Source organism: Streptomyces sp. NPDC059853 (assembly GCF_042731495.1).
In the GTDB taxonomy this organism is placed as follows: Bacteria; Actinomycetota; Actinomycetes; order Streptomycetales; family Streptomycetaceae; genus Streptomyces.
Genome location: NZ_JBHWJL010000149.1, coordinates 1 through 12028, shown reverse-complemented (window position 1 = coordinate 12028; position 12028 = coordinate 1). Strand labels below are relative to the sequence as shown.

Sequence of the window (12028 nt, the reverse complement as noted above, 5' to 3'; positions counted from 1 at the left end):
CCCCCATCCGCTCCGCGCCGTCCACCGCCTCGTCGAACGCCTCGCGCGCCGCGGGCTCCCGGGTCCACGGCCGCAGGTTCTCCACCGACAGCCGGAGCCCGGCCAGCGGGTTGCGCAGTTGGTGGGCGACGTCCCCGACGAACATCCGCTGCCGCTCCAGGGAACGCTGCACGGTGTCCACCATCTGGTTGAAGGCGGAGGCGAGACCGCGCAGCTCCGGCGGGCCGTGCTCCGCCGGGGCGCGCGCCCCCAGCTCGCCGCCGCGCACGTCCAGCGCGATGCGCTCCAGGTCGCGCACCGGGCGCAGGATCCAGCGGGTCAGCGGCCACAGCGCGCCCACCAGCGCCAGCACGGGGACCAGCAGCAGCGCCGCCCCGGTCGCCCAGCGGCGCATGGTGGCGGCGCGCAGCCCGTCGGTGGGCGCCTCGATCACCACCACGGCCGTCACCTGCGAGTCCCGGCCCACCGGCTCCACCACCCGCAGCGGGCCGCGCTGCCAGGGCCATACGGTGGCCGCCTCGGTGGCCCGGGCGCCGGCGAACGCGCGCCGTACCTCGGCACTGGCCGCCAGCCCCTCGGGCGGCGCGGGGCCCGGGTCGTGGACCAGCCCGCCGTCCAGGCCCAGCACCCACACCGGTGAGTCGTACAGTTCGTGGTAGGCGTCCAGCTCCGCGTGCATCCGGGTCCACTCGCCGGAGGCGATGGCCGCCTCGGCGAGGGTGGCGAACCGTACGGCGTCGCCGCTGCGGTCGATGAACACCTGCTGGGTGGTCCGCTCGCTCACCACCACCGCGTACGCGAGGCCGATCCCCACCACCAGCAGCGCCAGGACCGGGAGCAGCGCGGCCATGATGCGCCGGCGCACCGGTGGCTACCCGTCCGCCGGGCCGGCGGCCTCAAGACGGTAGCCGACCCCGCGCACCGTGGTGATGCGCGCGGACGGGCCGAGCTTGGCGCGCAGCGAGGTCATGTGGGTGTCGAGGGTGCGGCTGCTGCCCTCCCAGGCGGACTGCCAGACCTGGTCGAGGATGCGTTCGCGCTCCACCACCGCCCCGGCGTTGCGGGCCAGCAGCACCAGCACCTCGAACTCCTTGCGGGTCAGCCGCAGCGTCTCGCCGTGCCGGGAGACCTCGTGCCGGTCGCGGTCGATCAGCAGGTCGCCGTGGCCGATGGTGCCGCGCGGCGCGGGGCCGGTGCGCAGCACGCGCAGCCGGCGGGTGACGGCCTCGATGCGGGCCAGCAGCTCGGCCACCCCGAACGGTTTGACCAGGTAGTCGTCGGCGCCGGCCCGCAGCCCGCGCACCCGGTCGGTCTGCTCGCCGCGCGCGGTGACGGCGATGACGCCGGTGGCGGCGCGGTCGCGCAGCAGCCGTATCACCTCGACGCCGTCGCCGTCGTCCAGGCCGAGGTCCACCAGGGCGATCTCGAAGTCGGCGGTGCCGATCGCCTCGGCCGCCTCGCGGACGCTGCGCGAGCGTTCGACGTCGTACCCCTCGGCCCGCAGGGTCCGGGCGAGAGCGCGCGCCACCCGGTCATCGTTCTCGACTATGAGGGCGCGCATGCGCACAGACTAGCGGCGCCCCGGTACCGGGGTGGAGGCCCGGTACCGGGGCGGAGCGGCAGGTGCCGCCGTCAGTTCTTCTGGATCTGGTCGAAGCTCAGCTCGACCGGGGTCTCGCGGCCGAAGATCTCCACCAGGCCCTTGACCTTCTTGGAGTCGGCGTTGATCTCGTTGATCGTGGCCTGGAGGGTCGCGAAGGGGCCGTCGGTGACGGTGACCGAGTCGCCGACCTCGAAGTCCAGCACCTGGACCTCGACCCGGCGGCCGGCCGCCGGGGCGCCGCCCTCGGCCGCGGCCTGCTCGGCGGCCTTCTGCTCGGCCTCGGGGGCCAGCATCTTGACGATCTCGTCCAGCGTCAGCGGGTACGGGTCGTAGGCGTTGCCCACGAAGCCGGTGACGCCGGGGGTGTTGCGCACGACGCCCCAGGACTCGTTGGTCAGGTCCATGCGCACCAGCACATAGCTGGGGAGCTTGTTCTGCTTGATGGTGCGGCGGTCGCCGTTCTTGATCTGGACGACCTCTTCCTGCGGCACCTCGACCTGGAAGATGTAGTCCTCGACGTTGAGCGACACGGCGCGCTGTTCGAGGTTGGTCTTCACCCGGTTCTCGTAGCCGGCGTACGTGTGCACCACGTACCACTCGCCGGGCAGCACCCGCAGTTCCTCGCGCAGCTGCGCGACCGGGTCGACCGGCTCGGGGGCCTCGGCCTCGGCCTCCGCCTCCTCGGCGGGCTCCTCCCCGTCGGCCCGCGCCTCGTCCTCCGCGTGGACGGCGGCGGACTCGGCGGGCTCGCCCGCGGCGGCGTCGGCAGCCTCGGTCTGGTCGACGGTGTCCGCTGCCTCGACGATGTCGCGCGCGGTGTCGTCGCCCTCGGCGGCGTCGTCGGTCAGATGCGGGTCAGACTTCGGGTCAGACACGGTGGCTGCTTCTTCCTGCTTCACATTGACGTGGAACATCCGGGCGGGATCGCCGCGGCTCGCGGTGTCAGGACGACGTTACGTCCGCGCCCGCCGCGCCCCGTCCGGAGCGGGGTCAGCCGAAGACGTACTCGACGACCCGGCTGAATCCCCAGTCAAGCACGGTGAGGATGCCGATGACGATCAGAACGAAAACGATCACCGCGGAGGTGTAGGTGGTCAGCTGACGCCGCGAGGGCCAGACGACCTTGCGCAGCTCGGCGATGACCTGCCGGTAGAACAGCGCGAGCTTGCCCAGCGGCCCGCGCTTGGCACGCCGCCCGCGTCCACGGCCGGCGCCGTCCCCCCGGGGCTCCGGCGTCTCGACGGAGTCCGTGATCCCAGCCACTCGCCCTCACCTGATCCCGGTCATGGTCGTAAGCCGCCCGGTCCCCCGGACGGCTTGCATTGCGGTACGTACTACCACTGTCCACCTGCTGTGCGTAGCAGGGCCGGAGGGACTTGAACCCCCAACCGCTGGTTTTGGAGACCAGTGCTCTACCAATTGAGCTACGACCCTTTGCTCGTGGCACCGGGAAAACCTACCGCACCCGGCCCCACTGGGTGGAGAGTGTACGTGCTCAATCGCCGCCCGTCGAACGGACAACCGCCGCAACCCGGGTGCCGCGGCCCGGCCCGGTCTGCGACGATGCCCCTATGAGCGCAGCGACACCCACCGCACAGTCCGCATCGGCAGCCGCCGGACGCCGGGTCTCGGCCCGCGTCGGGGCGATCTCCGAGTCCGCGACCCTGGCCGTCGACGCCAAGGCGAAGGCCCTCAAGGCGGCCGGCCGGCCGGTGATCGGCTTCGGCGCCGGCGAGCCCGACTTCCCCACCCCCGGGTACATCGTGGACGCCGCCGTGGCCGCGTGCCGCGAGCCGCGGTTCCACCGCTACACGCCGGCCGGCGGGCTGCCGGAGCTGAAGCAGGCCATCGCGGCGAAGACGCTGCGCGACTCCGGCTACGAGGTCTCCCCCTCCCAGGTGCTGGTGACCAACGGCGGCAAGCAGGCGATCTACGAGGCGTTCGCCGCGCTGCTCGACCCGGGTGACGAGGTGATCGTCCCGGCGCCGTACTGGACCACCTACCCGGAGTCGATCCGGCTGGCCGGCGGCGTCCCGGTGGAGGTCGTCGCGGACGAGACCACCGGGTACCGGGTGAGTGTGGAGCAGCTGGAGGCGGCGCGCACGGAGCGCACCAAGGTGCTGCTGTTCGTCTCCCCGTCGAACCCGACCGGCGCCGTGTACCCGCGCGAGCAGGTCGAGGCGATCGGCCGCTGGGCGGTGGAGCACGGTCTGTGGGTGCTCACCGACGAGATTTACGAACATCTGGTCTACGGGGACGCCGAGTTCTCCTCGCTGCCGGTGGTGGTCCCCGAGCTGGCCGACCGCACCGTGATCGTCAACGGGGTGGCCAAGACGTACGCGATGACCGGCTGGCGGGTGGGCTGGCTGATCGGCCCGCAGGACGTGGTGAAGGCCGCCACCAACCTCCAGTCGCACGCCACCTCCAATGTGAGCAACGTCGCGCAGGCGGCGGCGATCGCGGCGGTCTCCGGCGATCTGGACGCGGTGGCCGAGATGGGCAAGGCGTTCGACCGGCGGCGGCGCACCATCGTGAAGATGCTGAACGAGATCGACGGCGTGGTCTGCCCGGAGCCGGAGGGCGCCTTCTACGTGTACCCGTCGGTCAAGGCGCTGCTCGGCAAGGAGCTGCGCGGGCGGCATCCGGCCACCTCGGTGGAGCTGGCCGAGGTGATCCTGGAGGAGGCCGAGGTCGCGGTGGTCCCGGGTGAGGCGTTCGGCACGCCCGGCTATCTGCGGCTGTCGTACGCGCTGGGCGACGACGACCTGGTCGAGGGCGTCTCGCGGCTCCAGAAGCTGCTGGCGGAGGCGGGCTGAGCCACCGGAGCGGGTTCACGTTCGGGTGACGCGGCTACCGGCCGGACGGCGTAATGCGGCAAGATTCCTGGATGGATCGTGTGCGTGACGTCCGGCTGCTGCCGAAGGCCCATCTGCATCTGCACTTCACCGGCTCGATGCGGCCTTCCACCCTGCTGGAACTGGCGGACAAGTACGGCGTGCACCTGCCGGACGCGCTGCGTGGCGGCGAGCCTCCCCATCTGCTGCGGGCCACGGACGAGCGCGGCTGGTTCCGGTTCCAGCGGCTGTACGACATCGCCCGCTCCTGTCTGCGCGAGCCCGAGGACATCCAGCGGCTGGTGCGCGAGGCGGCCGAGGAGGACGCGCGGGACGGCGCGCGCTGGCTGGAGATCCAGGTCGACCCGACCTCGTACGCGCCGCGGCTGGGCGGGCTGATCCCCGCGCTGGAGATCATCCTGGACGCGGTGCAGGTGACCTCGCGGGACACCGGGGTGGGGATGCGGGTGCTGGTGGCCGCGAACCGGATGAAGCACCCGCTGGACGCCCGCACCCTGGCCCGGCTCGCCGTGCGCTACCGGGACCGGGGCGTGGTCGGCTTCGGGCTCTCCAACGACGAGCGGCGCGGCTTCGCCCGCGACTTCGACCGGGCGTTCGCGATCGCCCGGGACGGCGGGCTGCTGGCCGCGCCGCACGGCGGTGAGCTGTCGGGGCCCGCCAGTGTCCGGGACTGCCTGGACGATCTGCGGGCCTCCCGGGTGGGCCACGGGGTGCGGGCCGCCGAGGACCCCCGGCTGCTGGAGCGGCTGGCGCGGGACCGGGTGACGTGCGAGGTGTGCCCGGCGTCGAATGTGGCGCTGGGGGTGTACGAGCGGCTGGCGGACGTGCCGCTGCGCACGCTGTGGGATGCCGGGGTGCCGATGGCGCTGGGCGCGGACGACCCGCTGCTGTTCGGGTCGCGTCTCGCGGCGCAGTACGAGATCGCGCGCGAGCACCACGGTTTCTCGGACCGGGAGCTGGCGGAGCTGGCCCGGCAGTCGGTGCGCGGGTCGGCGGCGCCCCGGGACGTGCAGGAGAAGATCATGGTGGAGATCGAGGAGTGGCTGTCGCTGTGAGCGGCGGGGCCGCCCTGCGGTCCCGCCCCGGGCACCGGCTCCGGCACCGGCTCCGGCCCGGTGCTCAGGTGCCGCGTTTGCGTTCGGCCCGCCGCCTGGCCTCGCCGGCCGCCCGGACGTCCTGGATCAGCCGGGCCAGGCCGGTGTCGAAGCGGTCCCGGTACTTGGCCACCTGCCCGGGGCTCTGGGTGTCGGGGCCGAAGGTGTGCGCGAAGTCGACCAGCGTGGTGCGGACCGTCCGCGCCGGGTCGGCCGCGTACGGGTCCTCGTCCACGGCGATGAGCACGCTCGCCGCGAGGAAGGCGAGGCCGGTCCCGGCGGCGGCCGTCCTGATCCGCTCCAGCTGGGCGGCGACGGTCTCGTAGACGGCGGGTTCCAGGGAGAGCCCGCGCAGGATCTCCTCGGAGGCGCGTCCCACCGCCAGCCGGGATCCGCGCCACAGGCCGGTGCTGCCGACCACGCGGTAGCCGCGGGTGGCCGAGCCGGTGATGCGGTCGGCGAGGGTCAGCCGGGCCTTCTTGATCCGGGCGCGGGCCCGGGACATGGAGGTGAGCAGTTCGCGGCGGCTGGCGGTGGCCGAGCCGACCTTGATGTCCAGGACCCGGGGCCGGGTCATGCCGTAGGTCAGATGGGCCAGGTAGACATGGGTCGTGTCGTCCCCGGCACCCCGGCGGCCGTCCATGGCCCGGACCTCGGCGGCGGTGTAGGAGCGCGGGAGCACGCCGAGGAGCCCGGGATGGCGGCCGGCGCGCAGGGCGGCGTAGAAGGCGCGCTCGACCGCGTTGGTGGGCTTCTCCACGATCCGCCCGCCGGCCCGGGTCGCGATCCCGCCGTGCCCGCCGGCCACCTCCGCCCGCCGCACGGCCGGGTCGGGCGGCGGGACCTCCGACCGCCGGGCACGCTCCTGGGCGGGCGGTACGCGCCGCCGGGTCCTGTGCGAGCGCACTGTGTTCCCTCCCGCGGGCCGTGACGGCCCACAGCCGATGTGGGGGTGGGTACCGGAAGCCCCGCCGAGGAGCGTTCCCCCGGGCGGTGCGCCCGGACCGCCTCGGCGGCCGTCGCCCGGGGTGACCGGGCGGCGTGCGGGAGCGGGACGGGTCAGAGGCTGACGCCGACCGTCACCGGTTCGTTGACCAGGGTGACGCCGAAGGCGGCGTGCACGCCGTCGCGCACCTCGCGGGCGAGGGCGAGCAGATCGGCGGTGGTGGCGCCGCCCCGGTTGGTGAGGGCGAGGGTGTGCTTGCCGGAGATACGGGCCGGCCCCGTGCCGTACCCCTTGGTGAAGCCGGCCTTGTCGATGAGCCAGGCGGCGGAGGTCTTGGTGCGGCCCTCGCCCGCCGGGTAGGCGGGGGGCTCGGTGCCGGGGCCGAGCCGCTGGGCGACCCGCTCCCGGAAGGCGGCGAAGTCGGCGTCGGTGAGCAGCGGGTTGGTGAAGAAGGAGCCGGCCGACCAGGTGTCGTGGTCGGCGGGGTCGAGGACCATGCCCTTGCCGGCCCGCAGCGCGAGGACGGTCGCGCGGGCGGTGGCGGCGGGCACCCGCTCACCGGCGGCGACGCCGAGGGCGCGGGCGGTCTCGGGGTAGGCGAGCGGGGCGGAGAGGCCGCCGGCGTCCTCCAGGGCGAAGCGGACCCGCAGCACGACGTACCGGTGGGGGTCGGCCTTGAAGCGGCTGTGCCGGTAGGCGAAGCCGCAGTCGGCGGCGGGCAGGGTGACGGTGCGGCGCTCGGCGCGGTCGTAGGCGACGACCTCGGTGATGACCGAGGAGACCTCCTGGCCGTAGGCGCCGACGTTCTGGATGGGCGTGGCGCCGGCCGAGCCGGGGATGCCGGCCAGGCATTCGACACCGGCCAGCCCGGCCTCGACGGTGCGGGCCACGGCGTCCGACCAGTTCTCGCCGGCCGCCAGCTCCAGGTGGGTGCCGTCCAGGTCGAAGCCGGTGTTGGCGATGCGCAGGGCGGTGCCCCGGAAGCCCTCGTCGGCGATCAGCAGGTTGCTGCCGCCGCCGATGACCAGCAGCGGGGTGCCGGTGGCGTCCGCCTCCTCGACGGCGGCGACGACCTCGGCGTCGGTGCTCGCGGTGACCAGCCGGTCGGCGGGGCCGCCGAGCCGGAAGGTGGTCAGATCGGCGAGGACGGTACCGGCGGTCTCAGTGGTTTCGAGCACCCGCCCAGAATACGGCCCGGCCGGCCGCCGGAGCCGCCGGTGGCCCGGACCGTTCCGCCGCAGGGGGAACGGTCCGGGGCGGGCCGGACGGGCCGGGACGGGTCAGACCGGGACCGGGTCGGCGGGCCGGGCGCCGGGGGTCTCCCCGGGCGCGGGGTCCGGCCGTCCGGGCCGCCGCCGCTCGGGCAGCCAGGTGATGACGGCGGCCGAGACCACCAGCACGCCGACGGCCACCCACAGCGCGGGGACCAGTCCGTCGGTGAACTCCTGTCCCGAGCCGTAGCCGCCGCGGGCGGCGAAGACCGAGGCGAGGACGGCGACGCCGAGCGCGCCGCCGACCTCGCGGGCGGAGTTGTTGACGCCGGAGGCGATGCCCTGCATGCCCGGTGGCACGGCGCCCATCGCCATCGCCCCGGACGGCGCGAAGAACATGGCCATGCCGATGCCGCACAGCACGAAGGCGGGCACCATGCCGGGGTAGGAGACGGCGGGGTCGGCGTACAGCGCGAACCAGCCCATGCCGGCCGCCATCAGCAGCAGCCCGGAGGCGACGACGGGCCGGCCGCCGATCCGGTCGGTGAGGGCCCCGGCGAGCGGGGCGACGATCATCGGCATCGCGGTCCACGGCAGCATCCGCACCCCGGCCTCCATCGGCGAGTAGCCCATGATCAGCTGGAGGAACTGGGTCAGCAGGAAGATCGAGCCGAACATCCCGGCGTACATCAGCAGGCTGGTGATGTTGATCGCGGTGAAGGCGCGGGAGCGGAAGAGGCCCAGCGGCAGCAGCGGCTCGGGGGTGCGGGCCTCGTGCCGGACGAAGGCGGCCAGCAGGAGGGCGCCGAGCGCGAAACCGGCCAGGACGCTGCCGGAGGTCCAGCCGTGCTCGTGGGCGCGGACGATGGCGAGGACGACGCCGAAGAGGCCGCCGCTGGCGAGTGCGGTGCCCACCGCGTCGAGCCGCTCGACCTGGCCGCGGCTCTCGGGGAGCCGGGTCAGGGCGAGGGGCAGCACGAGCAGGCCGATGGGCAGGTTCAGCCAGAAGATCCAGTGCCAGGACAGGTGCTCGGTGATGGCGCCGCCGACGAGGGGGCCGCCCGCGATGGCGAGGCCGTTGACCGCGCCCCAGACCCCGAAGGCGGCGCCGCGCCGCTCGGGCGGGACGGCCGCGGAGATCAGGGTGAGGCTGAGCGGGATGAGGGCCGCGGCGGCGGCGCCCTGGACGGCGCGGGCGGCTATCAGCGCGTCGGTGGAGCCGGCGAGCGCCGCTCCGGCGGAGGCGAGGGTGAAGAGGGCGATGCCGGAGGCGAAGACCCGCCGGCGGCCGTAGCGGTCGCCGAGCGCGGAGGCGAAGAGCAGGAGGCAGGCGAACGGCAGGGTGTAGCCGTTCACGATCCACTCCAGCGCGGCGAGGTCGCCGCCGAGGTCCTCGCGGATGACGGTCAGCGCGGTGGTGACCACGAGGTTGTCCAGGGACGCCATGAAGGTGGCGGCCGAGGTGAGCGCAAGCGTCCATACGACGACCGCGCGCGGACGGCGCGGTGGCTGCTGGGCGTCGGACATGTCCCCTCCGGAAAACTAGTGATTGATCAATAACTTTCACTGGCAGACGGACACCCTCCCCGGCGGCACCGCCGGGGAGGGGACGGATCAGCCGGAGCGCTCGGTGCCGGAACGGTCGCGCCCGCCGCACGCGACCCACAGCGGATGGTCCGGCGGGAAGCCGAGGGCGAGCAGCACATTGATGAGCATGCCGGCGCCGAGGAAGTCGGCGGTGACCCGGCCGTCCGCCCCCAGCCGCAGATACACGGACTCGAACAGTTCGTTCCAGTGGGCGGGGCCCCCACCCAGCCGCACGACCCGGTGCCGTTCATGGATTCCCCCGTGGACACCCTGACCTGCAACCACCAGGAGGTCTCGCCCGCGATGGAGGCGATCATCTCCATCGACACCACCAAGGGGAACCGGCTGCTCAACCACCGCGGCATCGCACTGTCCCCCACCATCCACCAGGGCTGGATCCTGCGGGTGAGCGAGGACCTGCTGTCCGTGCTGGAGAGCGTCACCGGCGAGCCCGCCCGGGTCCTGCCCGTCACCACGCAGGACATCACGCCCTACGGCAACGGCGTGCACCACATCAACTCCATCCTCCAGCCCGCCGTCGCCACCACCGCCCCCGTGGTGGGCCTGGCCGTGACCGCCGCCACCGCCGTCGCCGGCTGCGCCACCGGCGCCAGCCACGAGACCGACATCGCCGCCGCCGCCCGCTTCGCGGTGGAGACCGCCAAGGAATTCGGCCGCGGCACCGCCCGCTTCCACGACCCGGAGGAATTCGCCCGCCTCGTGGACCTGTACGGCCCCATGACCCACCTCCAGTCGCTCCCGTCCTGAGAGAGACCGCACCACCAGGAGTCCCCGTGGAACCCAGACTCTCCACCCCGCCGGCCGGTACGGCGGAACCCGGGCAGCGGCACCCGCGCGCCTTCGAACCCATCACGCTCGTCATCACCGTCCTGATGTCCGTGCTGGGCGCCCTGATCGGCGTCGTGCTGATCACCTCGCTCGGCGTCTCGCCGAACACCTCGGTGATCGGCGCCCTGGTCGCCATGCTGGTCGGCCGCATCCCCCTGGGCATCCTGGTCAGGATGCGCTCCCCGCACCGGCAGAACCTGGTGCAGTCCGCCATCTCCGGGGCCACCTTCGCCGCCGCCAACTCGCTGCTCACCCCGATCGCGGTGCCCTTCGCCCTGGGCCGCACCGACCTGGTGTGGCCGATGCTGGGCGGCGCCGCCATCGGCCTGGCCGTGGACAGCTGGGTCCTCTACCGGGTCTTCGACTCCAAGCTGCTGTCCGCCACCAACGCCTGGCCGGCCGGCATCGCCTCCGCCGAGACCATCAAGGCCGGAGACACCGGCGGACGCAAGGCCGCCGTCCTCGGCGTCAGCGCCGTGGCCGGTCTGCTGGGCGCGCTGGCCAAACTGCCGACCGCCGCCGCGGGCGTCGGCTTCCTCGGCAACGTCTGGGCGCTGGCCATGTTCGGCATCGGCCTGCTCATCGCCCAGTACGCCCCCGGGATCTTCGACGTCAACCTGTCACAGGAGTTCATCCCGCACGGCCTGATGGTCGGCGCCGGCCTCGTCGCCCTCGTCCAGGCCGTCCTGCTGATGCGCAACCGCAAGGGCCGCGCCGAGGGCCGGGCCGCGAAAGCCGCGGCCGGCGAGCCTGCCCCCGCCCCCGCTCCCGTCCCCGCCCCGCAGGAGAGCCCGCAGGTGCGCACCAAGGACGCCGCCCAGCTGCGGCGCGGCCTGATCCAGGGGATGGTGCTCTTCATCGGCGGAGCCGTCTTCGTGGCCGTCACCGGCGGCATCGCGAGCGGCATGTCGCTGCCCGCGCTCATCGGCTGGGTCCTGCTGGCCGCCACCGCCGCCCTCGTCCACCAGCTGATCGTCGGCCTCGCCGCCATGCACTCCGGCTGGTTCCCGGCCTTCGCCGTCACCCTCATCGTGCTGATCGTCGGCCTGGTGCTGCACATCGACACCGTGCCGCTCGCCCTGCTGGTCGGCTACACCGCCTCCACCGGGCCCGCCTTCGCGGACATCGGCTACGACTTCAAGGCCGGCTGGCTGCTGCGCAAGGACGCCACCCCCTGGCTGCCGTACGAGATGGACGGCCGCCGCCAGCAGTACCTCGCCCAGCTCGTCGGCTTCGCGGTCGCCCTGGTCGTCGTCGCGATCGCCTGGAAGGGCTTCTTCGAGGAGGGCCGCGTCCCGCCGGTCTCCGAGGTCTACGTGGCCACCATCCTGGCCGGCCTCGACCCCGGCGTCATGGGCACCCTGCTGCTGTGGGCCATCCCCGGCGCCCTCATCCAGGCCATCGGCGGCTCCTCCCGGCAGATGGGCGTCCTGCTCGCCACCGGTCTGCTGGTCGCCACCCCCGCCGCCGGCTGGCTGGTCCTGGGCGCCCTGGTCGTCCGCACCGGCTACACCGTGTGGCGCCGCCGCGGCATCACCGACCCGGCCGCCCGCCGGGCCAGTGACGAACAGTCCGAGGCGGACCTCTCCCTGGTCGGCGCCGGACTGATCGCCGGCAGCTCCGTGCACGACGTGAGCCAGCTCACCAAGACCCTGTGAGGCCCCCCATGAGCGCACCGCTCGGCCTGGTCACCATCGGCCAGGCACCCCGCACCGATCTGCACGAGGACGCCGCGCCGCTGCTGGCCGGCATCCCCTTCACCGAGCACGGCGCCCTCGACGAGGACCGCTTCGACGGGCCGGGGGAGGCGGCGGCCCGCGCCGCCGTCGCCCCCGCGCCGGGCGAGACCCCGCTGGTCTCCCGGCTGCGGGACGGCCGCTCCG

General features: G+C 73.8%; 12 protein-coding genes, 1 tRNA gene and 1 pseudogene. 5 read left to right on the top strand and 9 right to left on the bottom strand.

All coding sequences use genetic code 11. The features are described from left to right. From ACFV5N_RS16885 to ACFV5N_RS16865, 5 genes are all read right to left on the bottom strand, one after another. On the bottom strand, positions 1-850 hold an 850-nt coding region (locus ACFV5N_RS16885), incomplete at its 3' end, for a HAMP domain-containing protein (RefSeq protein WP_385599959.1). Between the two features lie 21 nt (positions 851-871). Beyond that, a complete protein-coding gene (locus tag ACFV5N_RS16880) occupies positions 872-1561 on the bottom strand; it encodes a response regulator transcription factor (protein WP_385599957.1) in 690 nt (229 codons plus the stop codon). Between the two features lie 71 nt (positions 1562-1632). After that, positions 1633-2517, bottom strand: coding sequence for a transcription termination/antitermination protein NusG (gene nusG / locus ACFV5N_RS16875; protein WP_385599955.1), 885 nt, complete (start codon positions 2515-2517; stop codon positions 1633-1635). A gap of 76 nt (positions 2518-2593) precedes the next feature. Then, entirely contained in the window at positions 2594-2857 is a 264-nt protein-coding gene (gene secE, locus ACFV5N_RS16870; protein ID WP_026047361.1) for a preprotein translocase subunit SecE, read from the bottom strand. Positions 2858-2964: 107 nt separating this feature from the next. Beyond that, positions 2965-3037, bottom strand: a tRNA-Trp gene (locus ACFV5N_RS16865). 137 nt (positions 3038-3174) lie between these two features. Between ACFV5N_RS16865 and ACFV5N_RS16860 the strand changes: the two genes are divergently transcribed. Together ACFV5N_RS16860 and ACFV5N_RS16855 are read left to right on the top strand one after the other, a co-directional pair. After that, positions 3175-4419, top strand: a complete 1245-nt coding sequence (locus ACFV5N_RS16860; protein ID WP_385599952.1) for a pyridoxal phosphate-dependent aminotransferase — start codon at positions 3175-3177, stop codon at positions 4417-4419. A gap of 71 nt (positions 4420-4490) precedes the next feature. Continuing rightward, positions 4491-5513, top strand: coding sequence for an adenosine deaminase (locus ACFV5N_RS16855; RefSeq protein WP_385599949.1), 1023 nt, complete (start codon positions 4491-4493; stop codon positions 5511-5513). A gap of 64 nt (positions 5514-5577) precedes the next feature. Here the strand turns inward: ACFV5N_RS16855 and ACFV5N_RS16850 are convergent, their stop codons facing one another. The 4 genes from ACFV5N_RS16850 to ACFV5N_RS16835 all read right to left on the bottom strand — a co-directional run bounded on the left by ACFV5N_RS16850 (position 5578) and on the right by ACFV5N_RS16835 (position 9530). Next, the gene (locus ACFV5N_RS16850; RefSeq protein ID WP_385599948.1) at positions 5578-6459 is read right to left on the bottom strand and encodes an inositol polyphosphate kinase family protein; all 882 of its coding nucleotides are present in this window, start codon (positions 6457-6459) and stop codon (positions 5578-5580) included. A 152-nt stretch (positions 6460-6611) separates the two neighbouring features. Further along, on the bottom strand, positions 6612-7676 hold the full coding sequence (locus ACFV5N_RS16845) for a UDP-N-acetylmuramate dehydrogenase (RefSeq protein ID WP_385599945.1): 1065 nt from the start codon (positions 7674-7676) through the stop codon (positions 6612-6614). 102 nt (positions 7677-7778) lie between these two features. Next, positions 7779-9236, bottom strand: coding sequence for an MFS transporter (locus ACFV5N_RS16840; protein ID WP_385599942.1), 1458 nt, complete (start codon positions 9234-9236; stop codon positions 7779-7781). A gap of 87 nt (positions 9237-9323) precedes the next feature. Next, positions 9324-9530 carry a hypothetical protein gene (locus tag ACFV5N_RS16835; protein WP_385599939.1) on the bottom strand — a complete coding sequence of 69 codons (207 nt, stop codon included), beginning with the start codon at positions 9528-9530 and terminating at the stop codon, positions 9324-9326. Here ACFV5N_RS16835 and ACFV5N_RS16830 point away from each other — a divergent pair. The 3 genes and pseudogenes from ACFV5N_RS16830 to ACFV5N_RS16820 all read left to right on the top strand — a co-directional run. After that, positions 9513-10064: pseudogene (locus ACFV5N_RS16830) on the top strand (DUF1177 family protein); the annotation flags it as partial. The gene ACFV5N_RS16835 and the pseudogene ACFV5N_RS16830 overlap by 18 nt on opposite strands. A 26-nt stretch (positions 10065-10090) precedes the next feature. Continuing rightward, complete coding sequence (locus ACFV5N_RS16825; RefSeq protein ID WP_385599937.1) at positions 10091-11803, top strand: OPT family oligopeptide transporter; 1713 nt, start codon at positions 10091-10093, stop codon at positions 11801-11803. Between the two features lie 8 nt (positions 11804-11811). Continuing rightward, the coding region (locus ACFV5N_RS16820; RefSeq protein ID WP_385599934.1) for an AroM family protein at positions 11812-12028 on the top strand (217 nt) is incomplete at its 3' end.